The sequence below is a fragment of the Pseudarthrobacter sp. WHRI 8279 genome (genome assembly GCF_040224115.2).
In the GTDB taxonomy this organism is placed as follows: domain Bacteria; phylum Actinomycetota; class Actinomycetes; order Actinomycetales; family Micrococcaceae; genus Arthrobacter.
The window spans coordinates 1,603,224-1,629,763 of the sequence record NZ_CP168162.1; the positions used below are offsets into that span (position 1 = coordinate 1,603,224).

The 26,540-nt window shown below is 67.5% G+C and carries 20 protein-coding genes; 9 read left to right on the top strand and 11 right to left on the bottom strand.

Features of this window, described 5'->3' with window-relative positions; translation table 11 throughout:
• The first annotated feature begins 5 nt into the window (after positions 1 to 5).
• From ABRP28_RS07285 to ABRP28_RS07300, 4 genes are all read left to right on the top strand, one after another.
• Positions 6 to 1,508: a malate:quinone oxidoreductase gene (locus ABRP28_RS07285; RefSeq protein ID WP_231456804.1), complete on the top strand. Its 1,503-nt coding sequence runs from the start codon at positions 6 to 8 to the stop codon at positions 1,506 to 1,508.
• A 69-nt stretch (positions 1,509 to 1,577) separates the two neighbouring features.
• Complete coding sequence (locus ABRP28_RS07290; protein ID WP_350002616.1) at positions 1,578 to 4,805, top strand: efflux RND transporter permease subunit; 3,228 nt, start codon at positions 1,578 to 1,580, stop codon at positions 4,803 to 4,805.
• Positions 4,806 to 4,941: 136 nt separating this feature from the next.
• Entirely contained in the window at positions 4,942 to 6,051 is a 1,110-nt protein-coding gene (locus ABRP28_RS07295) for an LLM class flavin-dependent oxidoreductase (protein ID WP_350002617.1), read from the top strand.
• Entirely contained in the window at positions 6,051 to 6,533 is a 483-nt protein-coding gene (locus ABRP28_RS07300; protein WP_350002618.1) for a MarR family transcriptional regulator, read from the top strand. Before ABRP28_RS07295 ends, ABRP28_RS07300 begins: the two co-directional genes overlap by 1 nt.
• Positions 6,534 to 6,545: 12 nt before the next feature.
• Here the strand turns inward: ABRP28_RS07300 and ABRP28_RS07305 are convergent, their stop codons facing one another.
• Both ABRP28_RS07305 and ABRP28_RS07310 read right to left on the bottom strand, forming a co-directional pair.
• Positions 6,546 to 7,352, bottom strand: a complete 807-nt coding sequence (locus ABRP28_RS07305; RefSeq protein ID WP_350002619.1) for a transglutaminase family protein — start codon at positions 7,350 to 7,352, stop codon at positions 6,546 to 6,548.
• Positions 7,353 to 7,425: 73 nt separating this feature from the next.
• On the bottom strand, positions 7,426 to 8,232 hold the full coding sequence (locus ABRP28_RS07310; RefSeq protein ID WP_350002620.1) for a hypothetical protein: 807 nt from the start codon (positions 8,230 to 8,232) through the stop codon (positions 7,426 to 7,428).
• A 158-nt stretch (positions 8,233 to 8,390) separates the two neighbouring features.
• Here ABRP28_RS07310 and ABRP28_RS07315 point away from each other — a divergent pair, with 158 nt between their 5' ends.
• Entirely contained in the window at positions 8,391 to 9,053 is a 663-nt protein-coding gene (locus ABRP28_RS07315) for a DUF1684 domain-containing protein (protein ID WP_350002621.1), read from the top strand.
• 33 nt (positions 9,054 to 9,086) lie between these two features.
• Here the strand turns inward: ABRP28_RS07315 and ABRP28_RS07320 are convergent, their stop codons facing one another.
• The 5 genes from ABRP28_RS07320 to ABRP28_RS07340 are packed head-to-tail and all read right to left on the bottom strand — an operon-like array spanning position 9,087 to position 14,983.
• Positions 9,087 to 10,241, bottom strand: a complete 1,155-nt coding sequence (locus ABRP28_RS07320) for a cysteine desulfurase family protein (RefSeq protein ID WP_350002622.1) — start codon at positions 10,239 to 10,241, stop codon at positions 9,087 to 9,089.
• Positions 10,242 to 10,244: 3 nt separating this feature from the next.
• Positions 10,245 to 11,162: a carboxylating nicotinate-nucleotide diphosphorylase gene (gene nadC, locus ABRP28_RS07325; protein WP_350002623.1), complete on the bottom strand. Its 918-nt coding sequence runs from the start codon at positions 11,160 to 11,162 to the stop codon at positions 10,245 to 10,247.
• Positions 11,155 to 12,936 carry an L-aspartate oxidase gene (locus ABRP28_RS07330; RefSeq protein WP_374152943.1) on the bottom strand — a complete coding sequence of 594 codons (1,782 nt, stop codon included), beginning with the start codon at positions 12,934 to 12,936 and terminating at the stop codon, positions 11,155 to 11,157. The genes nadC and ABRP28_RS07330 overlap by 8 nt, the downstream gene beginning before the upstream one ends.
• 35 nt (positions 12,937 to 12,971) lie before the next feature.
• Complete coding sequence (gene nadA, locus ABRP28_RS07335; protein WP_350002625.1) at positions 12,972 to 14,276, bottom strand: quinolinate synthase NadA; 1,305 nt, start codon at positions 14,274 to 14,276, stop codon at positions 12,972 to 12,974.
• A complete protein-coding gene (locus ABRP28_RS07340; RefSeq protein ID WP_350002626.1) occupies positions 14,273 to 14,983 on the bottom strand; it encodes an NUDIX domain-containing protein in 711 nt (236 codons plus the stop codon). The genes nadA and ABRP28_RS07340 overlap by 4 nt, the downstream gene beginning before the upstream one ends.
• 254 nt (positions 14,984 to 15,237) lie before the next feature.
• Here ABRP28_RS07340 and ABRP28_RS07345 point away from each other — a divergent pair, with 254 nt between their 5' ends.
• The 3 genes from ABRP28_RS07345 to ABRP28_RS07355 all read left to right on the top strand — a co-directional run bounded on the left by ABRP28_RS07345 (position 15,238) and on the right by ABRP28_RS07355 (position 18,302).
• Positions 15,238 to 16,620 (top strand): amino acid permease, encoded by a 1,383-nt coding sequence (locus tag ABRP28_RS07345; protein WP_350002627.1) that lies wholly within the window; start codon positions 15,238 to 15,240, stop codon positions 16,618 to 16,620.
• 72 nt (positions 16,621 to 16,692) lie between these two features.
• Positions 16,693 to 17,532 carry an alpha/beta fold hydrolase gene (locus tag ABRP28_RS07350; protein WP_350002628.1) on the top strand — a complete coding sequence of 280 codons (840 nt, stop codon included), beginning with the start codon at positions 16,693 to 16,695 and terminating at the stop codon, positions 17,530 to 17,532.
• A gap of 122 nt (positions 17,533 to 17,654) precedes the next feature.
• On the top strand, positions 17,655 to 18,302 hold the full coding sequence (locus ABRP28_RS07355) for a phosphoribosyltransferase family protein (RefSeq protein WP_350002629.1): 648 nt from the start codon (positions 17,655 to 17,657) through the stop codon (positions 18,300 to 18,302).
• A gap of 96 nt (positions 18,303 to 18,398) precedes the next feature.
• Here the strand turns inward: ABRP28_RS07355 and ABRP28_RS07360 are convergent, their stop codons facing one another.
• Entirely contained in the window at positions 18,399 to 19,730 is a 1,332-nt protein-coding gene (locus ABRP28_RS07360; RefSeq protein WP_231456818.1) for an MFS transporter, read from the bottom strand.
• Between the two features lie 306 nt (positions 19,731 to 20,036).
• On the opposite strand from ABRP28_RS07360, the gene ABRP28_RS07365 reads away from it, so the two are divergent.
• Positions 20,037 to 20,771, top strand: coding sequence for an IclR family transcriptional regulator (locus tag ABRP28_RS07365; RefSeq protein WP_350002630.1), 735 nt, complete (start codon positions 20,037 to 20,039; stop codon positions 20,769 to 20,771).
• Here ABRP28_RS07365 and ABRP28_RS07370 read toward each other — a convergent pair.
• The 3 genes from ABRP28_RS07370 to ABRP28_RS07380 all read right to left on the bottom strand — a co-directional run bounded on the left by ABRP28_RS07370 (position 20,768) and on the right by ABRP28_RS07380 (position 26,511).
• Positions 20,768 to 22,066, bottom strand: a complete 1,299-nt coding sequence (locus tag ABRP28_RS07370; protein WP_374152970.1) for an MFS transporter — start codon at positions 22,064 to 22,066, stop codon at positions 20,768 to 20,770. The two genes, ABRP28_RS07365 and ABRP28_RS07370, sit on opposite strands and share 4 nt — an antisense overlap.
• A gap of 195 nt (positions 22,067 to 22,261) precedes the next feature.
• Positions 22,262 to 25,330: an SMC family ATPase gene (locus ABRP28_RS07375; RefSeq protein WP_350002631.1), complete on the bottom strand. Its 3,069-nt coding sequence runs from the start codon at positions 25,328 to 25,330 to the stop codon at positions 22,262 to 22,264.
• Positions 25,327 to 26,511 (bottom strand): exonuclease SbcCD subunit D, encoded by a 1,185-nt coding sequence (locus tag ABRP28_RS07380; RefSeq protein ID WP_350002632.1) that lies wholly within the window; start codon positions 26,509 to 26,511, stop codon positions 25,327 to 25,329. Before ABRP28_RS07380 ends, ABRP28_RS07375 begins: the two co-directional genes overlap by 4 nt.
• Positions 26,512 to 26,540: the final 29 nt, after the last annotated feature.

A 26,540-nucleotide genomic window follows, 5' to 3' on the forward strand; every position in this document is an offset into this window, starting at 1 on the left:
TGATCGTGACCTTCATTTCCAAGACCCCACATGCCGACGTCGTCCTGATTGGCGGCGGCATCATGAGCGCCACGCTGGGGGCTTTCCTCAAGCAGCTCGAGCCGGACTGGACCATCTCCCTGTTCGAGCGGCTGGACCAGCCGGGGCTGGAAAGCTCCGACCCATGGAACAACGCCGGCACCGGCCACGCAGCCCTCTGCGAGCTCAACTACTCCCCAGCAGCCAAAGACGGCTCAGTGGATCCTTCCAAGGCGCTGCTCATCAACGAACAGTTCCAGCTTTCGCGCCAGTTCTGGTCCCACCTGGTGGACCAGAAGCTGATCGGATCCCCCAAAGGCTTCATCAACACGGTGCCGCACATGAGCTTCGTCATCGGCGAGGACCACACCCGGTTCCTGCGGACGCGCTACGAGGCCCTCAAGCCCCACCCGCTGTTCCGGAGCATGGAGTACTCCGAGGACCACGCCCAGATCGCCAAGTGGGCGCCCCTGATCGTGAAGGGACGCGACCCGAAGCAGCGCATCGCCGCCACGCGCGCAGCCGAGGGCACCGACGTCGACTTCGGGGCACTGACCCGCGAGCTGACCACCTACCTCGGGAACAACGGCGTCGAAATCAACTACGGCCATGACGTCACGGGAATCTCCAGGGCTTCCGACGGCGGCTGGGACCTTTCGCTGAAGTACCCCAAATCCGGGGAGCACAGCAAGATCCACGCCAAGTTCGTGTTTGTGGGCGCCGGCGGCGGCGCCCTGCACCTGCTGCAGGCTTCAGGGATCCCGGAAAGCAAAGGCTACGGCGGATTCCCGGTTTCCGGGCAGTTCTTCCGCTGCACCGACGAAACCATTGCCGCGCAGCACAGCGCAAAGGTCTACGGCCAGGCATCGGTGGGCGCTCCCCCCATGTCCGTGCCGCACCTCGACACCCGGTACGTCGGCGGCAAGCGGTCGCTGCTGTTCGGCCCCTACGCCGGCTTCTCCACCAACTTCCTGAAGAACGGCTCGTACCTGGACCTTCCGCTGTCCATCCGGCCCAGCAACATCATTCCGATGCTGGCAGTGGCCAAGGACAACATGGACCTCACCGCCTACCTGGTGAAGGAAGTGGCCAAGAAGCACGCCGACAAGGTGGAGGCCCTGCGTGAGTACTACCCGGAGGCCAAGGACGGCGACTGGGAACTGATCACCGCCGGCCAGCGTGTACAGATCATCAAGAAAGATCCGCAGAAGGGCGGCGTGCTGCAGTTCGGCACTGAAGTCATCGCCGGCCGGGACGGTTCCATCGGTGCGCTCCTGGGCGCCTCGCCCGGAGCCTCCACCGCGGTACCTATCATGATCGAGTTGCTGAAGAGGACCTTCCCCCGGAACTTCAAGGGCTGGCAGTCCAAGCTCAAGGACATGATGCCCGGCTACGGGGTCAAGTTGGACGAGAACCCGGACCTGGCTGCCGAGCTGGAAAAGGCGACGGCCGCATCACTTCAGCTGGAGAGCGTTTCCGCCAGCCGCTGACCCTGCCGGGGCCGGCGGCCGGCACCTCCGGGTCCGTATCAGTTCCTCAACCCCACAGGAGATCATGCGATGTTCCGGCTGGCACAACTTTCACTTGCAAACCGGGCACTGATCGCACTGATCACCGTCTTCGCTTCCGTCTTCGGTGTGATCACCATGTCATCGCTGAAGCAGGAACTCATCCCCTCGATCGAGTTTCCGCAGATCACGGTGCTGACCGCCATGCCCGGGGCCTCCCCGGAGGTGGTGGACAAGCAGGTGAGCGGGCCGCTGGAGACTGCGCTGAACGGCGTGGAAGGGCTGGAATCCACCTCCTCCACCTCGCGCAACGGCGTTTCGCAGATCACCATGGTGTTCACCTATGGTGCAAACCTGGACCGGGCGCGGAACCAGATCGACCGGGCCATCTCCAACGCCAAGCGCTCCCTGCCCGAGGACGTCCAGCCGCAGGCAATCGCCGGAAGCATCAGCGACTTCCCGATTGTTTTCCTGGCCGTGTCCTCGGACAAGACGCTCAGCGAGCTGAACGCCGACCTCCAGCGGCTGAGCGTGCCCCGGCTGCAGAAGATCGACGGCGTCCGCGGCGCTGACGTGACCGGCGGCGCCTCCCAGCACATCGAGATCCTTCCGCGCACCGATGCCATGGCTGCGGCGGGTGCGAGCATCACGTCCATCCGGGACGCGCTGGCCAACAACGGCGCGCTTATCCCGGCCGGCACGATCGAGGAACAGGGCAAGACCCTCTCGCTGCAGATCGGCAGCCCCGTGGACTCCCTGGCTGCCGTCGAGGCGCTGCCGCTGGCTGGTGCAGAGGGCGGGGCCACCATTGGCAGCGTGGCGGAAGTGTCCCTGAAGGATGACGAACGGACATCCATTACACGGACCAACGGGGAGGAAACCCTCGCCGTGTCCGTGACCAAGAAGCCTGAGGGCGACACGGTGGGCATCTCGCACGCGGTGCGTGACACGCTTGGCGAACTTGAGGCCGAACTGGGCTCGAATGCCAAATTCACTCCGGTGTTCGATCAGGCCCCCTTCATTGAGAAGTCCATCAAGGACCTCACCACCGAGGGCCTGCTGGGCCTGGGCTTCGCCGTGGCGGTGATCCTGGTCTTCCTGATGTCCACCCGCTCCACCCTGGTCACGGCGGTCTCCATTCCGCTCTCGCTCCTGATCACGTTTATCGGCCTGTCCGCCACCGGATACTCCCTGAACATCCTGACGCTGGGTGCGCTTACTATCGCCATCGGCCGCGTGGTGGATGACTCCATCGTGGTCATCGAGAACATCAAGCGGCACCTCAGCTACGGCGAAGACAAGGTCACGGCCATCCTGACCGCCATCAGGGAGGTGGCGGGGGCCATCACCGCCTCCACCCTTACCACCGTGGCGGTATTCCTCCCCATCGCCTTCGTGGGCGAGCTGGCGGGCGAACTTTTCCGGCCATTCGCCCTCACTGTCACCATGGCACTGCTCGCATCGCTGCTGGTCTCGCTGACCATCGTTCCCGTGCTGGCCTACTGGTTCCTGAAAAACACCGATGCAGCGGCGGCTGCGGCAGGGCCGGCTGCTGCCCGGCGGAACGTGGACGAGGCCCGTGCCCGGGCCATGGAAGCCGAACAGCGCAGCAGGCTCCAGCGCGGCTACCTGCCCATCCTCACCAAGACCCAGAAGCACCCCGTGATCACGCTGGTGGCCGCAGCCCTGGTCCTCGGCGCCACCGCCGCCATGACACCGCTGCTGGCCACCAACCTCCTGGGCAACTCCGGCCAGAACAGCCTCACTGTCCGCCAGGTCCTGCCGGCCGGCACCAGCCTTGCCGACACCAGCGCGGCGGCCATCCGGCTTGAGGAAGTGCTGCGCGGCATCGACGGCGTCAAGGACATCCAGGTGACGTCGGGCAATGCCCAGGCAGGTTTCGCCGCCCTGACCTCCACGGGTTCGTCCAACTCGACCTTCACCGTGGTGACGGACGAGAAGGCGGACCAGGAGCAGCTGCAGGAGACGGTGCGCAGCGAACTGGCAAAGGTGCCCGATTCCGGCAAGATCTCGGTAGGGACCCAGCAGGGCGGTTTCGGCACATCCTCCACTGTGGACATCACCCTGAAGGCAGCCACTACTGCCGACCTCCAGGAAGCCAGCGACACCATGGTTGCGGCGATGACCGGGGTGCCGGGCACCAGCGAGGTGGCAACCAACCTCGCGGCCAGCCAACCCGTGGTCCAGGTCAAGGTGGACCGGGCCAGGACGGCAGCCGCCGGGCTCAACGAGGAACAGGTTGCCGGGGTTCTGGCCTCCACCATCAGCCCCATCCCGGCCGGAGAAGTCCGGATCGACACCAACGACTTCCCTGTCCAGATCGGCCAGGGCACCAGGTTCACCAGCATCGACGCCGTCCGCGGCATTCCGCTCCCGGCAGCGGGCGGGCCTGTGCCGCTGGGAAGCATCGCTTCAGTGGAACAGGTGGACGTGCCGGTGTCCATCACCGCCAGCAATGGCCAGCGCACGGCACGCGTGTCCGTGACGCCGTCGGGCTCCAACCTGGGTGCGGTCAACGCGGAGGTCCAGAAACGCCTGGCGGACGTCCAGCTGCCGCCGGGGGTCACCGCCGAAATCGGCGGGGCCACCACCCAGCAGCAGGAATCCTTCCAGCAGCTCGGGCTGGCGCTGCTGGCGGCCATCGCCATTGTTTACGTGATCATGGTGGCCACCTTCAAATCCCTCATCCAGCCGCTGATCCTGCTGGTATCGGTCCCGTTCGCAGCCACCGGCGCCGTGGCGCTGCTCCTGGTGACGGGCGTGCCCCTGGGACTGCCCTCGCTGATCGGCATGCTCATGCTGGTGGGGATCGTGGTCACCAACGCCATCGTGCTGATCGACCTCATCAACCAGTACCGGCAGCCCCGGGACGGCCGGCCGGGCATGAACGTGGCGGACGCCATCACGCACGGGGCACGGCAGCGCCTACGCCCCATCCTGATGACCGCGCTCGCCACGGTGTTCGCGCTGACGCCCATGGCCATGGGCCTCACCGGCGGCGGCGGCTTCATTTCGCAGCCGCTGGCGGTTGTGGTTATCGGTGGGCTGATCTCCTCGACTGCGCTGACCCTGGTCCTGGTGCCGGTCTTGTACAGGCTGGTGGAGGGCAGGCGCGAGAAGAAGGCCCTGCTCCGGGACCTTCAAACACGTCCGGAATTCGGGCCCGGACCGGACGTCGACGAGGAATTCAGGGACTGGACCACGGGAATGGTTCCCAAGACCAGCGGCCGCCGTGCCGCCCCCGGCGGCCCCGCCTAGGCACGTACTGCCACCGGGCAGGCCTCACGGAATATTTCCCTCCGGGATGCGTTGTACCTCCCGATAGATGCAAATGCATCTACATTGGACTACACTGGAACCAAGCCCGGAGAGTCCAGGAAGGGAAAGGCATATCATGCAGATCGGTGTTTTCAGCGTCAGCGACATCACCACTGACCCCACCACGGGGCAGACCCCCACCGAGAACGAACGCATCAAGGCCTCGGTGGCCATCGCCAAAAAGGTCGAGGAAATCGGCATGGATGTCTACGCCCTCGGCGAGCACCACAACCGGCCTTTCTTCTCCTCCTCCCCCACCACGACCCTCGCCTACATCGCCGCGCAGACGGAACGCATCACGCTGTCCACGGCCACCACGCTGATCACCACCAATGACCCGGTCAAGATCGCCGAGGACTTCGCGATGCTCCAGCACCTGGCAGACGGCCGTGTTGACCTGGTCCTGGGCCGCGGCAACACGGCGCCCGTCTACCCGTGGTTCGGCAAGAACATCCAGGACGGCGTGGAACTGGCCATCGAGAACTACAGCCTCCTGCGGAAGCTGTGGGACGAGGACACCGTGAACTGGTCCGGCAAGTTCCGGACGCCGCTGCAGAACTTCACGTCCACGCCCCGCCCGCTCGACGGCGTTGCCCCCTTTGTGTGGCACGGCTCCATCCGCACGCCGCAGATCGCCGAAGTGGCGGCGTACTTCGGCGACGGCTTCTTCGCCAACAACATCTTCTGGCCCAAGGAGCACTACCAGCAGCTGATCGGCCTTTACCGTGAACGGTACGAGCACTACGGCCACGGGAAGGCAGACCAGGCCATCGTGGGCCTCGGCGGACAGTTCTTCATGCGGAAGAACTCGCAGGACGCCGTCAATGAGTTCCGCCCCTACTTCGACAATGCGCCTGTTTACGGCCATGGTCCCTCGCTTGAGGATTTCACCTCGCAGACACCGCTCACTGTGGGCAGCCCTCAGGAAGTCATCGAGAAAACCCTGACGTTCCGGGAGTACTTCGGCGACTACCAGCGCCAGCTGTTCCTGATTGACCACGCGGGCCTGCCGCTGAAGACCGTGCTGGAGCAGCTGGACCTGTTCGGCGAGGAGGTCCTGCCCGTCCTGCGGAAGGAGTACGCGGCCCGCAAGCCGGCCCACGTTCCCGAACCGCCAACCCACGCCGGCCGGGTGGCCGCACTGCTCGCCGCCCAGGACGCGGAAAAGTCCGCCGCGGACGCGTGATGGCCGGCAAGAGCGCGGAGTCGCCGGTGCGGCTCGCCGCAGAAACCTGGGAGTCGCTGTTCCGTGCCCAGGTTGCGGTGATGCGGAAGCTGCAGTCCGGCCCGGCCTTCCGGAAGCTGGCCGTCAACGAGTACGACGTCCTGTTCACCCTGTCCCGCTGTCCGTCCGGCTGGCTGCGGCTCAACGAACTCAACGACAACGTCCTGTTGAGCCAGTCGAGCCTCAGCAGGCTGGTGGAGCGGCTCGAGAAGCGCGGGCTGGTCGCGAGGATGCCGGCGCCTGAGGACGGCCGTGGTGTGCTCCTGAAACTTACTGACGAGGGGCGGGAACTCCAGAAGGAGATTGGGCGTGAGCATGTGCGCGACATCTCCGAACTGATGGTCCCCGCGCTGACGCCGGCGGAACAGAAGGAACTCATGCGGCTCACCGCCAAGCTGCGCAGTTCCCTGGACCAGCGGCAGCCCCGGCAGGACTCCCGCTAGCCCAGGCCTCCGCTAGCCCAGGGCCACCAGCTTCGCGGGGTCTTCGACCGGTAGGGTGCCGTTGACCACGGCCGTGACCTGCATCTGGCTCAACGTCAGGCTTCCGCCCACCGTGGATAGGAATGCCGTGTCGGCTGAGTCCCGGCCGGCCGTGATCCGCAGCATTGACTCCCGCGGGGCCAGCCCCGTGGGATCGATCACGTGCCATCCGCCTTCCACGTAGGCCTCTGCGACGGCGTGGAAATCCATGGGGCTCAGGCCGGGGGCATACACGGCAGCCAGGCGGGCCGGGATGTCCTTGGACCTCAGCAAGGCAATGGCCAGGTGCGCGAAGTCCCGGCAGACACCGCGGCGGCTCAGGAGGGTTTCCACCGCGCCGTCCGTCCCGCGGGAGGAGCCGCTGATATACCGCAGTTCGCCGTTCACCCAGTTCCGCACGGCGTGCAGCAGCTCCCCGCCGGCGGCTCCGTCGAATTCTGCGTAGGCGGTGGGCAGGAGGCGGTCCGACTCCGCGTAGCGGCTGGGCCGGACGTAGCGGATGCGGTCAGCCAGCCCGACTTCTTCCGGCCGGGCCCGGCCCGCTACCGTCGCGGAGTACTCCACCACCACCTCGGACGGTTCGGCGAACTCCATGTAGTGGAGCCGGCCTCCGTGGTGGTCCGGAACCTCGCTCACGGGAACCTGCCCGCCGCCGGCCGTGATGGACAGGCTTTCCTCGAAGGACGAGTATCCGGTGTTCCTGGCGGCGGCTATGGCCATGGCCACCTTGGTGTTGGGGGCGGTCTTGAAGACCAGGCGTGCGGAAACGGTGCGTTCCATGACTCTCCGGGGGGTGTCGGCAGGAAAGAAGCCGCCGCTTGTCCCGGCCGGGGATGCGGGCAGGGAACGGGGGCTAGTTCTTGATCTCCAGAGACATTAGCATCCGCTGGACGTTGGCAAAGTCAGCACTCTCGCTGGCGTACGTTGCGGCCTGGTCAAGGGTGTCGAATGCTTTGGCCGGCGCCACTTTCTCATCGGGCGCGAAGGCCCTGACGGACACAAGGTCGCCAAAGGAGTAGTCGCCCTTGTCCGCCGGCCCGCGGACGATGTTGCGCAGTTCGCAGGCCTGTCCGTCGGCACCGCCCACGATATTTGTGATGCCGTAGGAGCCGAAGAACCGGTATCCCTGGATTGCCCGGAACACCACCCTGGGCGGAATGGTCCCCTCCCCGCCTTCGGCTGACAGCTCCACCGGCACGCTGCTGAGCACCGTGTAGGGCCGCCGGGCGTCCGCCGGGCAGTCAGCGGACGACGGCGGGAGTCCCGTCCGGAGCGCCGCCACGAAAGTGCCGTCCGGCTTCTTCACCTCGATTTTCAACGCACCGGGCAGGGTTCCGTCCTCAGGAGGGACCGATTGCGCTATCCAGGACTCGGGCAGGTCAAACACAACGGTCTTAGCCGGATCGGAGAAGGTCTTCCACGCAGAGGCTGTGGCGGCAGGCCCGGCTGTTGCGGAAGCGGACGCAGCGGCCGTGGCACCGGAGGATGGCCCAGCTGATGCGGACCCATCCGGTGAAGCCGTGGCGGTGGCGCCGAAGTCACTGGGCTCCGCTGTCCATGCGGGGCCGCTGTTTGACGGGGTGGAGCAGCCGGCAAGGAGTGCGCCCGCCAGGAGCACGGCGGCTCCGGGCAGGACCCCAGCTGATGCGATGCGTCTCATGCAGCCAGCCTAACGGGATGGGGCAGCGGCGGGACGTGGCCGGGAGAGGCGTTTCCTGCCGCTCCCCCCGCCGCCAAAAACGGCGGGACGGCGCCGGGCAAAAGCGGTGCGTGTCGCCGCCGGAGGGCATCGCCGGTCCCGGGGACTAGGCTGGTGCTATGGCGGACATCCAGCACGGCGCAGCCGAAGAGAACCCGGCGGATATCTCCGCCGTCGACATTGCTGACTGGCGGCTGCGGACCTTTGCCTTGTACGACAATGTCCGCAAACTCTCCGTGGAAAGCCCAGCGGAAGCACATTCCTACTGGCGCCACCAGCGCGACCTTCTCTTTGCCACGCACCCGGCCTCCGCGTTGTCCGCAACGGATAAAGCGCGATTCTCCGGCCTTAAGACGGCTGACTATGATCCCATCTACCGTTTCCACGTCCCGCTGACCAAGGAGGGTGCGGGCCGGGAAATGAGCGTGGAAACCGGAACCGACGGGGTGGTCAACTTCGTGCGGCTGGGGACGTTCGATCTCCCCGAGATGGGGCAGTTGGCTGTGTGGAAGCTTCGGGGATACGGCGGCGGCATTTTCGTGCCCTTCCGGGACGCGACGGCCGGCCGGCCCGGCGGAAGCTACGGCGCCGGCCGGTACCTGCTCGATACCATCAAGGGCGCGTTCCACGGGGTCAGCGGGACGGGCCCGGACGCCGCTTTCGTCCTTGACTTCAACTTCGCCTACAACCCGTCTTGCGCCTACAACGAGGCCTGGGCGTGTCCCCTGCCCGGTCCGTCCAACCGGCTGGCTGTGGAGATTCCGGTCGGCGAGCTGTACTGACCCCTGTGGGCAACGGCCTGGGACGATGCGGGGCTAGCCGCCGAGCGCCCGCACACTCTCCACTGCGTGGCTGACCGCCCCCGCCGCGGCGTTGAGGTCCTCCTCCGTGACTGCCGCATCAAAACTGAAGCGGACCGCCGTCTGGGCCACCTCGGGTTCAATACCCAGTGCTGTGAGGACAGGCGAGGGGGCGTCGGACCCGGCTGCGCATGCTGATCCGCTGGAGCACACCACCCCCTGGCGTTCCAGTTCCAGCAGCACCGATTCCCCGCTGGTTCCCGGGAAGCAGAAGGACGCTACGGACGGCAGCCGCCGGGACGGATGCCCGGTAAGGACAGCGCCCGGCACGCCAGCGAGTACGGCGTCGATGAACGTGTTCCGCAGGGCCGCCACCCGTCGTCGTTGTTGCTCTTGGACGGCCTGGGAAAGCGTCAGCGCCGTGGCCATGCCCACCGCACCGGCCACGTTCTCCGTCCCCGACCTGCGGCCGCGTTCCTGGCCGCCGCCGTGGATGAGCGGCTCGATCCTGGTGCGGCCGCGGACAAAGAGCACGCCGCAGCCTTTTGGTGCCCCCAGCTTGTGGCCCGAAATGCTCATGGCATCAATGCCCAGAGACCCGGTTTCCAGGGGGAGCCACCCCGCCGCCTGGACCGCGTCCGTGTGGAAGGGAACCCCGTGCTCATGCGCTGCGGCCGCCAGTTCGGCGACCGGCTGTACGGTCCCCACTTCGTTGTTGGCATACATGATGCTGGCCAGTGCGGTCTCCGGACGGAGGACTGCGCGGAGGGCAGTCGGCGTCACCAGTCCTGTCCCGTCCACAGGCACCACGTCCACCTTGAATCCGTGGAAGCGTTCCAGGTAGCGTGCGGATTCCTCCACGGCAGGATGCTCGACGGCGCTGATCACCACGCGGTCAAGCTTCGGGTTGGCAGCCTGCCGGGCCAGGGCAATGCCCTTCACCGCCAGGTTGTCCGCCTCCGTTCCGCCGGACGTGAAGGTCAGCTCACCCGGCCGGCAGCCCAGGACTGCGGCCACCGAATCCCGCGCAGCGGCGAGGGCGCGCGCGGCGGCCTCGCCAAGGGTGTGGTGGCTGGAGGGGTTTCCGAAGTCGCTGGTGAGGTATGGCCACATGGCTTCCAGCACCTCGCGGCGGACCGGGGTGGTGGCGGCTGCGTCAAGGAAGATCATGGCCTACCCGGCTGTCAGTTCCACGTCCAGGCCAAGGTCAAGGGCGGCCACTGTGTGGGTAAGGGCACCGACGGAGATGACATCAACCCCGGCCGCGGCGATTCCTGCGACCGTCGCGAGGTTGACGTTGCCGCTTGCTTCCACGCGGGCCCGCCCAGCCACCAGGGCAACACCCTGGCGGAGCTCGTCCAGCGTGAAGTTGTCCAGCATGATGGTGTCCACGCCCGCGGCCAGGACAGGTTCGATCTGGTCCATGCGGTCCACCTCGACTTCGAAGTGGGTGGTGTGTCCCAGCTGGGCCTTGGCCGCCCGGAGCAGCTCCGTCAGCCTGGCGGGGTCCCCTCCGGTCATCACGGCCAGGTGGTTGTCCTTCGCCAGCACTGCGTCGGAGAGGCTGTACCGGTGGTTCGCACCTCCCCCGCACCGCACGGCGAACCGTTCCAGTATCCGCAGGCCGGGGGTGGTCTTCCGGGTGTCGGTGATCCTAGCCCGTGTCCCCTCGGCCAGCTGGACGAATTCGGCGGTCCTGGTGGCGATCGCGGACATCCGCTGAACGAGGTTGAGGGCAACGCGTTCGGCGAGAAGGACCGAGCGTGCCCGTCCGCTGACCCGCGCAAGGTGCGTGCCGGCGTCGAACCTGTCCCCGTCCACCAGCAGCAGCTCAACGGACGTGCCGGGGTCCACCAGCTGCATGGCATCCCGGAAGACGGTGGCTCCGCTGAAGACCCCGGGCACGCGGGCGTTCAGGACGGCCGTGGCGCGGGCGCCGGCGGGAATGAGCAGCTGGGAGGTAATGTCCCCGCCCGGAGCGTCCTCGGCGAAGGCCCGCTCAAGGATCTCGCGGACGGGAGCCGCCGGCAGGGTGAGGTCCAGGCCAGCGGCGCTGGCCGCCACGGGTGCAATAACGGAGTTTTCAGTCACGGACAAGGCTCGCTTTCGGGCGCAGGCGGGAGTGTTCTTGGAGTTCGTCAGCAATGCCGGCGGCATCAGTAGGGCTGTCGCTCCGGTAATGGGCGCCCAGGGACGCAGTCCGTTCCAGGGCGGCAGCCACCAGCAGCTGGGCGGCCAGCAGCAGGTTGCGGTCCTCATGCTCCAGCGGGTCCGCCCCGGCGGCTGCAGTTCCGGGAAGAACGACGGCGGACCACCGGCCAAGAGTTTCCGCCGCCTCCTGCAAAAGCACCCCATTCCGAAGCACCCCGGCCTTGGCAGTCATCAACCGGCGAAGAGCATCACGGGAGAACGGGGTTTCCATACCTCCGCCCCCACCGAAGCTGGCCGGCACGGTCCCGACCGGGCAGTCGGACAGGGCAGCCGCGCCCGCTGGGATGACCTCGGAAGGTGCCGGTCCCTCGTCGTCTGACGGGGCTCCGGAAGCGTACGTCAAAGGGAGGCCGCCCGCGGCCGAGCTAGTACGCGGAGGAGCACCGTCAGGTGACACCCAACCAGAGGCGTCACCGGAGAGGAAATCTTCAACTGCGCGGCGGCCGAAGACGAGTCCCTCGAGGAGGGAGTTGCTGGCCAGCCGGTTTGCCCCTTGGACGCCCGTGCATGCGACTTCGCCGGCGGCGTAGAGTCCGGGGATGCTGGTGCGGGCGTGCAGGTCGGTGACTACGCCGCCCATCCAGTAGTGGGCTGCCGGGGCCACGGGGACCATGTCCCGGGTCCAGTCGATGCCGGCTGCGAGGGTCTTTTCGGTGAGGGTCGGGAACCGCCGGGCCAGGAAACCGGAACCCCTGGCCGCCTCGATGACGCGCGCGTCAAGGTATACGTGGCCGTTGGGGTCGCCGAGCTTGGCCAGGTGCAGGGCTATGCTGCGGGAGACCACGTCCCGGGGGGCGAGCTCCGCGTCCCGATGGTATGCCCGCATGAAGCGCTTTCCGTTGCCGTCAACGAGGACTGCCCCTTCGCCGCGGACAGCCTCAGAGATCAGCAGCGGCTCGCCGGCAAGGCCCGCGGAGGTGGGCACGGCGTTCCGGACCAGGCAGGTGGGGTGGAACTGGAAGAATTCCAGGTCCGCTGTCCTTGCTCCGGCGCGCACCGCGAGCGCCAGGCCGTCGGCGGTGGCCACTGCGGGGTTGGTGGTCTGGGCAAACAGCCGGCCGGCGCCTCCCGTTGCCAGCAGGACGGCGTCCCCACGCAGCTCTGCCCTCTTCCCGTCCTGCAGGTATTCCACCCCGGTGACGGTGCCGTCGCCGTGCAGGAGTGAGGTGGCGTGTGCACCGGTGATGACCGTCAGGACACCGGCCGCCTGCCGGGAAAGCACCGCCTGGATGAGGGCAGCGGCCACTTTCGCGCCCGTGGCGTCGCCGCCGGCGTGGAGGATGCGGGGCGCGGAGTGGGCGGCCTCCAGCCCGAGTGCCGGGCGCCCGGCGGCCTGCAGGTCGAAGTGCACGCCGAAGCGCTGCAGGCCGTCAATGTCGTGCCGGGCCTGCGTGCACATCAGCCGGACGGCGTCGGCGTTGCAGTGCCCGGCGCCTGCCAGGAGCGTGTCGGTGATGTGGGCCGCTGCGGTGTCACCCGGGGCTGGTTCATCCAGCACGGCCGAGATGCCGCCCTGGGCATACCAGGTGTTGCTGTGGTCCAGCCCGCCTTTTGTCAGCAGAACCACGGAGGCGTCGGCGTCTGTTGCCAGCAGCGCCGCGTACAGTCCGGCAATGCCGCTGCCAATGACCACCAGCCGGCGGTGGCCTGGCATCACGGGCCCACGGGGCACAAGGGGCTCGGCTTTCATTACGGCCTGGCGGCGAGCATGCGCTCGAGGGCGGTCCGGGCATGGTCCTGGACGGACTCCGCTACGGTGATGCGGTTGACCACCCGGCCGGCCACCAGTTCCTCCAGCACCCAGGCCAGGTAACCCGGGTGGATGCGGTACATCGTGGAGCAGGGGCAGATCACCGGGTCCAGGCAGAAGATGGTGTGCTGCGGGTACTCCGCTGCAAGCCGGTTCACCATGTTGATTTCGGTGCCGATCGCGAACGTGGTGGGCTCCGTGGCCGCGGCGATCGCCTTCTTGATGAAGTCGGTGGAGCCGGCAGAGTCGGCGGCGTCCACGACGTCCATGGGGCACTCGGGGTGGACAATCACCTGGACGCCGGGGAAGTCCTTCCTGGCCTTCTCTATTTGTCCCACGTTGAAGCGCTTGTGGACCGAGCAGAACCCGTGCCAGAGGATGACCCTGGAATCGAGCAGCGCCTGTTCGTCGTTGCCGCCGAGGTCCTTGCGCGGATTCCACATGGGCATCTGCTCCAGCGGCACTCCCAGGGCTTTGGCGGTGTTGCGGCCCAGGTGCTGGTCGGGGAAGAACAGCACGCGCTGGGCACGCTGGAACGCCCACTCAAGCACGGTCCTGGCGTTGGAGGACGTACACACAATGCCGCCGTGCTCACCGCAGAACGCCTTCAGGGCGGCCGAGGAATTCATGTAGGTGACGGGCAGGACCGGGACCCGGCCTTCAGCGTCGGGCTCGGTGCCGAAGATCTCTACGAGCTGCTCCCAGCACTCGGCCACGGAGTCGGCGTCCGCCATGTCTGCCATGGAGCAGCCGGCCGCAAGGTTGGGAAGGATGACCGCCTGGTCCGGTGCGGACAGGATGTCAGCGGTTTCCGCCATGAAGTGGACACCGCAGAACACGATCGCTTCCGCGTCCGGCCTGGTGAGTGCGGCGTTGGCCAGCTGGAAGGAGTCCCCCACGAAGTCGGCGTACTGGATCACTTCGTCCCGCTGGTAGAAGTGGCCCAGGATAACGGCACGGTCACCCAGGGCGGCCTTTGCCGCCAGGATGCGTTCGCTCAACTCGGCGTCGCTGGCGAGCTTGTACTCCTCCGGCAACTGGCCCTGGCGCGGGGTCGCGGCAGGCGCAACATCTGCACTGGAAGCGCCGGGTCCGTAGGCGGGAATGCCGGCGAGCGCCTCGGCGAGGTCGTAGTCCCACGGGCCCTTGGCCAGGGCGGGGCTGCAGGTGCTGCCTGCCGCCGTCGCGCCTTTTTCGGCCTGCTCGCGCGTGATCAGCTGGATGGCTGTGTTGACGCTGCTCATAGTGTGCTCCTGTTGTCTGGGTCAAGGCCGGGCCGGCCGGTAAAGCGGTAGAGGCGCGGGGGGCGGTGCTTGCCGCCCTGGAGGTATTCGCCGGTCTCTTCTATTTCGGGGGTGGACTTGAGCTGCCTCCGGAAGTTTGCCGGATCAAGCTCGCGGTCCAGCACTGCCTCGTAAACCTCGCGGACCTGGGCCAGTGTGAAGTACTCCCCCAGCAGGTGGTAGGCCACGGAGCCGTAGGCCAGTTTGTTGCGCAGCCGCCACAACGCGTACTCCACGATCGCGTTGTGGTCGAAGGCCAGTTCCCCGAGCCGGTCCGCCCGGAACCACCGGACGTTCTCGGACTCGTCGGCGAGCGCGGCTTCTGTGGGCCGGACCAGGGCCCAGTAAACGATGGAAACCACCCGCTGGGTGGGTGAGCGGTGCAGCCCACCGAAAGCGTAGAGCTGCTCCAGGTAGCTGGGGGCGAGCCCGGTGGTCTCCCTCAGGTTCCGGGATGCGGCGTCCTGGAGGGACTCCGAGTGGCTGAGGGGGCCGCCGGGCAGCGCCCAGAGCCCCTTGAAGGGCTCCCTGATCCGGCGGACCAGGGGCAGCCAAAGCGTAGGCCGGCCCGAGCTTTCACTGGGCCGGAGGGCAAAGATGACGGTGGAGATGGCCAGGGAAGGAGGGGCCGCCTGGCGCTCCGACACGTTTGCCGAACTGGAGTACATGGTCCACCGCCTTCCTGGCAGCCGGGCCCTTTCTGCGGAAGGGCGCGCAATCTAGTTATGGTCACTTTGACCAAAACTAATTGTACGGGCATGCGCCGTGGAAATGCCAAATGTTTCCGGCCCTGCCGCCGGCTTCCATCGCGTGCTGCACGAACGCCCACCGCTGCGCCGAATACCGCCAACGCGGTGGAGGCGGTAAATTCGAGTGGGCCCACAAGGCGCCACCATCGAGACCCAAGAAGGTTCACGGCACTATGACGACGAAGTCCACCACAGCCCGTCCCAAAGGAAACCCCCTGCACCCCGTCCACAGCATGAAGCCCCGGCAGCTCACCATGATGGGACTGGGCAGCGCCATCGGCGCGGGTCTCTTCCTGGGCTCAGGCGCCGGCGTGCAGGCGGCCGGTCCGGCCGTCCTCGTTTCGTACCTGGTGGCCGGGACGCTCATCATCCTGGTTATGTGGGCACTGGGCGAGATGGCGGCCGCGAACCCCAACAGCGGTGCCTTTTCCGTCTATGCCGAACGCGCCCTGGGCAAGACGGCCGGCGCCACGATCGGATGGCTGTGGTGGCTGCAGCTGGTGGTGGTCATTGCCGCCGAAGCCCTTGGGGCGGCGGCCCTCCTGTTCTCCGTCTGGCCGGTCCTTCCGGTCTGGGCCCTGGCGCTGGCTTTCATGGTGCTCTTCACCGGCATCAACCTTGCCGGGGTGCGCAACTTCGGCGAGTTCGAGTTCTGGTTCGCCATCCTCAAGGTGGCCGCGATCGTGCTGTTCCTGGCGGTGGGCGCAGCCCTGCTGCTGGGCCTGCTGCCGGAGGTGGCCTCGCCGGGACTGTCCAACCTCACCGCCGACTTCGCCCCGCAGGGCCTCAGCGGCATTGCCTCAGCGCTCTTTGTGGTCATCTTCGCGTTCGGGGGCACCGAGATTGTGTCCGTCGCCGCAGCGGAGACCGAAGACCCCGAGCGGAGCGTGGCTAAAGCCATCCGTACTGTGGTGTGGCGCATCCTGGTCTTCTACATCGGCTCCGTTTTCGTCATCGCCGCTGTCCTGCCGGCAACATCCCAAAGCCTTTCCTCACCCTTCGCCGGCGTCCTGGACACCGCCCGCATCCCCGGTGCCGGGGCGGCCATCACCCTGGTGGCCGTCGTCGCGCTCCTGTCCGCACTGAACGCCAACCTCTACGGGGCCTCACGCATGGCCTACTCCCTCGCCCAGCGCTCCGCCGCGCCCCGGTTCCTGACTCGGCTTTACGGCGCGAACGTCCCTATGCTGGCCGTCGGCGTATCTGTAGCCTTCGGGTTTATCGCCACAGTCCTGGAACTCCTCTTCCCTGAACGGATCCTGCCGGCGCTGTTCCAGCTGGTGGGGTCCACCTGCCTGGTGGTGTGGGGCAGCGCCCTCGTATCGCAGCTGATCCTTCGCCGCCGCGCCGACCGCGCCGGCACGCACCTGCCCCTCCGGATGAAGGGCTTTCCCGGCCTGACCATCCTGGGGCTGGCGCTCCTGGCCGTCATTTTCGCCGTGGGCTTCAGCGCTGAAGGCAGCCGCATCCAGCTGTTCAGCACCTTTGCACTCATTGGCGGCATCGCGCTGGCCTGCGCGCTGGGCGCCCGGCTCACGCAACGGGCTGGCAGGTAGAGTAATTTCCAAAGCAAGAGGCACCCAAGCGCCGGGTCCGCCCGGGCGCCGTAGTTGATGAGGACTGACACCATGAGCGGCAGGCACAGCGGCCAACAGCAGACGCACACCGTGGAGGGCACCGACCCACAGCTCTACGTGGCGGTGCACGAGCCCGCCGCCGACGCCGGGCTCCGCCCCGTCCTGCTGGTGCACGGTTTCTCCTCGTCCAGCAAGCTCAACTGGGAGGACACCGGCTGGGTGGCCGCGCTCCTGGACGCCGGCCGGCGCGTCATCACGGTGGACCTGCCCGGGCACGGCCGCAGCGGCGCTCCGGAAGACCTGGACTCGTACTCCCCCAGCAGGATCCGGGCGGACCTGCTGCAAACAGCGTTCGACGCCGGCGTGCGGCCCTTGCAGGACGGTGAGCCTTCCAGCGGGCTGGACGTGGTGGGTTATTCGCTGGGCTCACGGCTTGCCTGGGAGTTCGGCGCCACCCAGCCGGAAATCACCCACCGCCTGGTGCTGGGCGGCCCCAACATGGCTGATCCGTTGGCGGAGTTCGACCTGCGGGCGGCACAGGACTACCTGGCCGACGGGACGGCCATTGCCGACGAGTCCACGGCCCAGCTGCTCAAGATGGCCCTCCTGCTGCCCAGCAACAACATCTTCGCGCTGCTCTCCCTGGTGGAGGCCATCAAAGCCGAGCCGTACGATCCCACGGAGGCCGTTCCCCACGTCCCGATGCTCCTGGTGGCCGGGGACAAGGACGAACGTGCCGGCAGCCTGCCGCAGCTTGCCGAACTGGCAAGGAAAGCCGGGGGCACGGCCGAACAGCTGATCCTGCCGGGACGGAACCACACAAATGCCATCACCAGCAGGGCCTTCAAGCAAGCTGCCGTCAGGTTCCTGGCAGGCCAGGAACCCGCCTGACCCCCGTTTTCCGGCCTGCTGCCAAGACAGTCCTCCGCCCGGATTCCGCCGGCACCAGACGGCGCCTGGCGCCCCCGCAAACGGTAGGCTGAACTTTAGGCCGGAGGAGCCTGGAGGGACTGATGGGCACGTTTTTTGAAGACCGCACGGATGCCGGTGAACGCCTCGCTGCTGTGCTCACGCAGTTCCGTGAACGGCCGGACACGGTGGTCCTTGGCCTGGCCAGGGGCGGCATCCCGGTAGCGGCCGCCGTCGCCAAAGCCCTCTTCCTGCCCCTTGGAACAGTCCTGGTCCGGAAGCTGGGGATCCCCGGCCATGATGAAACGGCCTACGGGGCACTGGCGTGGGTTCGGGGCCGCACCGTCCGGCTGATCAACAAACCCCTGCTGGACCGGGTCCTCGAACACGGCGTGCGCCAGGAGTCACTGGACGCGGTGGAACGGCGGGAACGCACGGAACTTCTCCGCCGCGTGGAACTTTACCCCGGAGCGGACCTGGACGTGGCAGGCAAGACCGTCCTGCTGGTCGACGACGGCCTGGCGACCGGCGCCACCATGAGGGCAGCGGTCGAAGCAGTGCGCGAGGGCGGCGCGGCCACCGTCGTTGCGGCCGCCCCGGTGGGTTCCGTCGAGGCGGAGGCTTCCCTGGAGCGGGTGTGCGACGCCGTGCTGTGCCTGCACCTGCCCGGCAAGTTCCGGGCGGTGGGCAGCTTCTACCGGCACTTTGACCAACTGTCCGACGACGACGCGATCAGCATCCTGGAGCAGTGATAACGGCGGCCCTCGTCTGGCCTGATACGCCAAAGCGAGCCGGACCACTATGGTCCGGCCCGCTGTCGTTAGGAAGACGGTGAGGGGTCCACGCCGTCAGTGGTGGCTGACGCCGAGCGGCCGCCCCTTGGTTTCCTTGGCCAGAACCACGCCGATGGCGGAGATGACGCAGAGGATCATAATGTAGATGCCGATGGAGCCTGTCCATTTGGTGGCCTGCAGCAGGGTTTCAGCGATGGTCGCCGCGAAGGCACCGCCAAGGATGGCGCCGAAGGCGTAGCCGATGGAGATCCCCGAGTAGCGGACGTTGGCCGGGAACATCTCGGCGTACATTGCGGACATCGGGCCGTAGGACAGCCCGAGTCCGATGGTGAGGACGAACAGTGCCAGCCCGTACAGCCAGATGTTCTTGGTGTCGATGAGGGCAAACATGGGGATCATCCAGGCAAAGATGATGGCGTAGCCGGTAAGGAAGGTTTTGACCCGGCCGATGCGGTCCGAGAGCCAGCCGCCGGCCAGGGTGAAGATCAGCCAGCCGAAGGACGCCAGGGTGGTGGCCAGGAGGACCTGCGGGGTGGGCATCTGCAGGGTCCGAGTGGCGTAGGCGATGAAGAAGGCGATTAGCAGGTAGCCGGCGGCGTTATTGCCGATGAAGATCATGGTTGAGTACAGGACCGGCTTCTTGTGGCTGCGGACCAGTTCGCCCAGCGGTGCCTTGCTTTCCTGCTTCCGGGCGGCCATCTCCTGGAAGACCGGGCTTTCGGCGACGGCCCGCCGGATCAGGTAGCCCACCACGATCAGGACGATGGAGAGCAGGAACGGCACGCGCCATCCCCAGGCTGCGAAGTCTTCCTTGGACATGTTGGAGTTGAGGAAGAAGAGCAGCCCGGTGGCCAGGATCATGCCGATCGGTACACCGATCTGGGGGTAGGCGCCGAAGAGGCCGCGCTTGTTCAGGGGAGCGTGTTCAACGGCCATCAGTGCCGCGCCACCCCATTCGCCGCCTGCCGAGAAGCCCTGGATGATGCGGAGCAGGATCAGGAGGATGGGAGCCCAGGCGCCGATCTGCGCGTAGGTGGGGAGCATGCCGATCAGTGCCGTGGCTGCCCCCATCATTACCAGGGTGAAGACGAGCATGGCCTTGCGTCCCAGGCGGTCGCCCAGGTGCCCGGCCACCACGGCGCCCAGGGGCCGGAAGAGGAAGCTGATGCCGATCAGGGCGAACGAGAGGATCTGCGCCAGGCCCGGGTTGGATTGGTTCAGCGGTGCAAGGAACAGCGGCGACAGCAGCGTTGCGGTCAGCTGCGCGAAGATGAAGAAGTCGTACCACTCGATGGTGGTACCGACGAGGGTGCCGGCGAGGACCTTGCGTTCCTCCCGCCGGGAGCTGGGGCCGGCGAGTGTGTCCACCTTGGAAGGTGTGGTCATTGAAACTCCATTGTTCAAGGCAGCAGTGCTGCCGGGACGCCTTCAGGATTACCGACAGAACGGTCAGTTAGTTAGTAGGGTACACCGAAAATGTGAGGCGGAACACGGGCTTCCGGAACTTTCTTGCCAGGCCGGCCGGCGGCACCGGATGCCATCGGTGCAAGGAGGGGCTCATACCCCGGCGCCGTAGACTCCCCGGCACACGAGTTCTATATTTGGAATGCCGTTTCGTATTCAGGACGTTTCCCGGCCGCAGACGCCTGGCGATGGGGGCGTCGGGCGTACCCGCCACCTAGGATGGACACCATGAATTCCACCGCCGCAGCCCCGGCCGGAGCAGCGCCAGCGCAGGCTTCCCCCTCCCAGACCTTGTCGCGGGGTATCCGCGCCCTGGAGATCATGGCAGCGGCATCCGCGCCCCTGACGATTGCGGAACTGGCGGACGCCATGGGTGTGCACAGGTCGGTGGCCTACCGAATCCTTCGGACCCTGGAGGACCATTCACTCCTGGTGCGTGATGACGCCGGCCGGGTCCAGCCCGGGCCCGGCCTGGCGGTTCTGGCGCGCGGCGTTTCCCGCAACCTTCAGGCTGCAGCCCTGCCGGAACTGACGCAGCTGGCTAATGCTTTGGACATGACGGCGTTTGTCGCTGTTTGGGACCACCACGACTGCATTACCCTGCTCACGGTGGAACCGAGGCACTCCGGCGCCACGGTGGCGCAACGTCCCGGCACCCGTCATCCCATCAACGCCGGGGCGCCCGGCATCGCCATCCAGTCCGCGCTCACCGAGGCGGAATGGGACCGGCTGGCCACGGGAATCCCCTACCGCCCCGAAGCCGCCGAAGCCCGCCGCGCCGGCTATTCCGCCAGCCATGACGAGGTGATTGCCGGGGTTTCCTCCCTGGCGGCGCCGGTCCGGGTTCCTGGCGGCCGCCCCGCTGCGCTGTCTGTCGTCTATATCCGCTCATCCCATGATCCCGCTGCGGTGGGAGCCGCGCTGGTTGAGAGCGCGGCCAGGATTGAGCGGCAGCTCGCTTAGGCCTTCCGGCCAAGGGCGACGGCGGCTCCCGCCCCCAGGAGTGCCAGCGCGGAGGCGGCGCAGACCGGGACAAGGAAGGCCGCTGCGTAGCCGTGGCTTTCGGCAAGCTGGCCGCCCAGCGAAGATCCCAGCGCAGTGCCGGCAACGATGCCGCTGGCCAGCGCCGTCATCACAGTACTTAGGCGGCCGGCAGGGGCGATGGTCCCGCCGACGGCGAAGACTGTGACCATGACGGGCCCCACCGGGAGGCCCAGGATCAGCAGCGCCGCGACCATCGCGGGCATCGAGGTTGGCAGGAGCAGCAGCAGGGACAGCGCAGCCATGAGCGCGGCGCACAGCACCCAGCGCCGGGCCGGGCCGAAGCGCTGCGGCCAGTACGCAACGGACAGTGCGGCCACGGCCGAGCTCAGCCCCATCACGGCGTAGAGCAGGCCCGCCGCCTCAGAGCCTGCAAACCCTGCCGAGAAGGAGCTCAGCGCAGTTTGGGTGGAGCCGAAGAACGTTCCCATGCAGACCATGGCGAGCACCGGCACGGCCACCGCTGCCGGGAGCTTTCCGGCCCGGACCCGTGAACCGGCCGGCATCCTGTTTCCCGCGGCTGGCCTGCTTGCCGGAACCGCCCGGTGTGTACGGTGGACTGCGAACGCGGGGACGAGGGTGATGGTCAGTGCCACCGCCACTGCGAGGGGCAGCCAGGGCGCCAGCAGGCTGGCCAGGATTCCCACCAGTGCCGGGCCCAGGACAAAGGTCACCTCATCTGCCGTGCTTTCGTAGGAAAGGGCGGTGTCCAGGTCCCGTGCCTGGTCCTTGCCCGGGCCGCGGGCGGCCAGTGCCATCCAGCGGACCCTGGCAAGCGGGCCAACCTGCGGGCAGCTGGCACCTGACAGGAAGGCGGCGGCCAGGACCGCGGCCGGGATACCCGGGGATTCCGCCGTTGCCCACACAGCCAGGATCAGGGCCACCACGGCGACGCTGTTGAGAAGGGCGGCGAGCAGGAGCACCGGGCGTTGTCCCCGGCGGTCGGCAAGGGCCCCCAGAACCGGCGCGCCAAGGGCCGAGCCGATCCCCACGGCTCCTGCCGCCATCCCGCCGAGCGCGTAGGAGCCGCTGGCTGACGTGACCAGGGTCAGCGTACCCACTGTCAGCATGGCCAGCGGCAGCCGGGCAAACAGGCCAAGGGGTATAAAGGTCCGGCCGGCCAGAAGGGGCAGTCTGGCGAAGCGGCTTCGGGAGGCCGCAGGGGTTTCTCCCGGAAGGAGTGGAGCGGGGGTAGCTGGGGCCGGGGCTGGTGACAGCTCTCCGGCGGCGGGGCCGGGTACTTGCGTGCTGGCAGGTGTTAGGGGTGAGTTCAATTCCGGGCTCGTTCATCTCGTGCGCATCGTCCCTCCTCCCGATGCGCGCAACCCGGTAACAGTGCAATTATATCCGGACGGTATACCTATCCGGCCTGCAGCCCGCCAGTCCGGTTGGAGCGCAGGGGCACTACCCTGTCACACTGGTGCGTCTGCAGCGTCCGAGATCCGGAGCGTGGAGCCGTTCCGGCCCTTTAGCACCTGGAGCTGGGCGCCTATCCGCTGCTTCATCTCCGCAACATGGCTGACCAGGCCCACCACGCGGCCGCCGTCCCGCAGCCCTTCAAGGGCGTCCATCACCTGCTCCAGCGACTGCTCATCGAGGCTGCCGAACCCCTCGTCTACGAACAGGGTTTCGATTTCCACTCCACCGGATTCCTGCTGGACGACGTCCGCCAGGCCAAGCGCCAGGGACAGGGATGCCATGAACGACTCTCCGCCGGATAGGGTGGAGGTGTCCCGGCGGAACCCGGTCCACTGATCCACCACCTCCAGTCCAAGCCCGGATTTTGCCCCGCGCGCGGCCTTGGCGTCCGTATGCTGGAGCAGGTAGCGGCCATCACTCATGGCCACCAGCCGCTCTGAGGCAGCCGCGGCAACGTGTTCCAGGCGGGCAGCGAGGACGTAGCTGTTCAGGCTCATCCGGTAGGTGTTCTCGCCACGGCCGGCGGCGGCATCCGCCAGCCCGGCCAGCATCTGCGCCCGCTCTGCCGGCTGCCGCGCCGATCCTGCCACGTCTTCGTACTCAGCACGGATGCTGCGCAGCGAGGCAAGGCACCGTGCGCCCATGCCGGCAGCAAGGTCGGCATCCCGTGCGGCCTGGAGTGCCTGCGCAGCAGCTTCACGAAGGGCCTCAAGCCGCTTCCCGTCCAACTCGTAGCCTGCGGACTTCTCCTCCAGCGCCAGCAGGACGTCATCGGAGACGAACAGCTCCGCCACCCTGGCTTCCTCGTCCTGGGCTGCGCGCACCCGTGCCTCGAGTGCGCCGGCCTCGGCGGCGTCGAGCAACTGTTCACGTGCCTCGCGTGCCGAGGTGAAGCCGGCCGCAGGCAGCGCCAGGTCGAGCTGCTCCAGCGCCTCGGCGGCCTGGGCTTCCATCCGTTCGAGGTGCGCCTGCGCCTCAACCGCCTTGTTGAGCACCGTCACCGCGCCCTCCAAGGCACGCAACCGCTGGGCCAGCGTCCGGTGGGTGCCCCGCAGCCCGGCCAGAGCCTGGTCAAGGGCCAAGGATTGCTCGGATACGTCGGCCAGAGACGCCGCCGTCCTGGCAAGTTCGCCCTCGGTGCCGGTCCGGGATTCCTGCGCAGCTGCGGCAGCGGTGTCGAGTTTGCCGAGCCGCAGCCTGACGGCTTCCAGTTCCTTCTCTGCAGTCCGGGCATCGGCGGCTGCCCGCCGCGCACCGTCCGCCGCGTTAAGTGCCTCGTCCTCCGCGGTGTCTCCGCCCTGCCCGGCGAGTACTGCCACCAGCTGCCTGGCCTCCCCGAGTTCGTGGGCCACCAGGGCGTACGCCGCCTCTGCTGCCTCGTGGACCAGCCGCGCTTCTTCCTCCTGCTGGGCAAGTTCCGGGCCACCGGAACTGCCTGCCGCCGGGGCAGGATGGTCCGGGCTGCCGCATACGGGGCACTGCTCCCCCTGAACCAGCTTGGCTGCCAGCTCGGCGGCGGCATTGGCAAGGCGCCGCTCCCTCAGGTCCAGCCAGCGGCGTTTCGCCTCCAGTTGCCGGTCATGGCATTCGTCATGGCGGACCTTCACCAGGTCCCGGGCCGCAACAGCGGAACCGTAGCGCCTGACCACGTCCAGCAGTTCGTCCGCAGCCGCCGCTTCCTTCTGGCGCAGGGACGCGGCAGCCGCATGCTGTTCCAGGACAGGCAGCCCGGCATGGAGCAGGCGCCGCTCGTCCGTCAGTGCATCGGCGCGCCGGTTGGCCTCTGCAAGGGCGGCGGCAAGTTCCTCCTGCTTTTTTGCCAGGGTGCCGTGCCGCTTCCGAAGGGCCTGCAGCCTGTCCTCGTCCGGCAGCCTGGCCTCCACCACGGCCAGGAGCGAGCGCAGCCGTGCCAGCTCCTCCCCGGCTCCGGCGACGGACGTTGCCGCATCGGTGGCGGGGCCCGGGGCAAAGTGGAGTTCCAGCTCAGCCAGTTCAGGGTCCTCCCCCGCAGCCAGGCTCAGAAGGGTCACGGCTGATTCCATGGCGGTAGCGGCGCTCCGGGCCTTCGCGGCACTGGCATCAACGTTCCGCAGCTGCCCCTGCAGGACCTCGGCCTTCCGGTGCCGGGCAAGCCGGAGGATGTGATCGTCAAGCAGCTGCGCGCCCTGCTCCACTGCCACCTTCCGGGCGGCGGCGGAATCAAGCTTCCGGCGCTGGTCGGCGCGCGATGCTTCAGCTTCCGCGGCCTTCCTGCATTCAGCGCTGGCGGCTTCGGCCTGTCTGGCCCCGTCCGTCAGCTCCTCCAGCCGGCCCGCCACTGCTGCTTCCAGCCAGTCGAGCCGCACCGCGGTGTTCTCCGAAGAAGGCGCACTGGACGCGTCGAGGCCGAGGCGTGCCGCCTCGGCCTCAGCGCGGGCTGCCAGGAGCTCGAGCCGGCCCGCAAGATGGGACACCTCCTCCTTGGCCACCTGCGCCTGACGGGACAGTTCCTGCTCCACCGATTCGAACCGCTCGGTACCGAAAAGCTTCTGGAGGAGTTCCAGCCGGTCGGTGGCCTTGGAGCGCAGGAAAGCAGCAAAGTCTCCCTGCGGCAGCATCACCACACGGGTGAACTGCTCCCGGTCCATGCCCAGCAGGGCCAGGATCTCTGCGCCGGCTTCGTCATTGCGGGCAGACTTTTCCGTCCACGTCCCTCCAACCCGTTCCCGCAGCAGGGTCTTCGCCTGCTGGGTGGTGAAGCCGTTCTTGCCCCGGGCGCTCGGTTTGTCCCAGGCCGGGGACCTTGTCACTTCAAAGCGGCGTCCCTGGGCCGAGAACTCACAGGTCACCGCGGGTTCCTGGGCCGGCTCGGCATGGTCGCTGCGGAGCCGTTTACCGTCCTGGCGGGCTCCCGGAACGGAACCGTAGAGGGCAAAACAGATGGCATCCAGCACGCTGGTTTTCCCGGCACCTGTTGGGCCGTTGAGCAGGAACAGGCCGTGTGCGCTGAGCCGGTCGAAATCGATCTCCTCGGTGCCGGCAAACGGGCCAAACCCGGAAATCAGCAGGCGGTGGATCCTCATCGTGAAGCCTCCAGGAGGCGGACGTTCTCCAGCGCGGCAGCGAGCGCCGCCTTTTCAGTGTCATCGGGGACCCTGCCCCGCACGTGTTCCAGGAAGCCGCAGCATACGGAGAGATCGTCGGGTGCCTCGGCGAGCCTGCTGCTGTAGCTGGAAGCGGTGGCCGGTGTTCCGCCCTCCGGATCGAAACCGAGGACCAGCGTCTCCGGAAAACGGGTGCGGAGCCGCTCCATGGCGCGGGCCGGGCGCTGGGCGTCTGTCAGCGTGACCTGGCAGTAGGCTGTTTCCGCCCACTGGTGTTCGGGCCGTTCAAGGAGCTCTTGCAGGGGACCGCGCAGCACGGCCAGAACCCGGGGCGCTTCCCACAGGACTTCCTGCACAGAGCTGACTCCCCCTGCGTCAACGTCCACGAGCCAGCCGCCCTTCCGGTGCCCGGCTTCCGAAAAAGAATACGCCAGCGGCGAGCCTGAGTACCGGACCTGCGGGGACAGGGCCTGCCGTCCGTGCAGGTGGCCCAGCGCGGTGTAGCTGAAGCCGTCGAAAAGGTCCAGCGGAACGGCACCGACGCCGCCGATGCTGAGGTCGCGTTCGCTGTCCGAGCTGATCCCGCCGCTGGCAAAAGTGTGCGCCAGGACCACGGAGTGGACGGCAGCGGAAGCTGAACGCCGTTCGATATCGTCCCGGATCATCGCGGTTGCCGCCCGGGTGACCTCGAAGTGGCTGGGGGTGTCCGCCCCGAGCTGCTCGGCGACCAGGCGGGGCTCGAGCCAGGGTATGCCGTAGATGGCCAGCACTGCTTCTGCGGTGCCGGCGCCAGGGGCCTGGTCCAGGGGCAGCAGCAGCGGCGTGTCCAGGCTCTCGATCCTGGTGCGGAGGTGGACTCCCCCGCGTTCCAGGAGGCGGGAGGCGAAACCCAGGCGGATGGCGGAATCATGATTGCCGCTGGTCAGCACCACCTGTGCACCCGCAGCTGTCAGGCGGACCAGGGCCTCATCCAGCAGGTTCACCACGTCGACGCCCGGAAGGGCGCGGTCATAGACATCCCCGGCCACCAGGACGACGTCAACGCCGTGCTCGGTGACCGCACGGACCAGCTGGTCTACGAAGTCCCGCTGGGCATCCAGCATGCCAACGCCATGGAAGGACCGGCCCAGGTGCCAGTCCGATGTGTGAAGTAACCGCATGTTCCTAAGCTATCGGCTGCCACTGACAG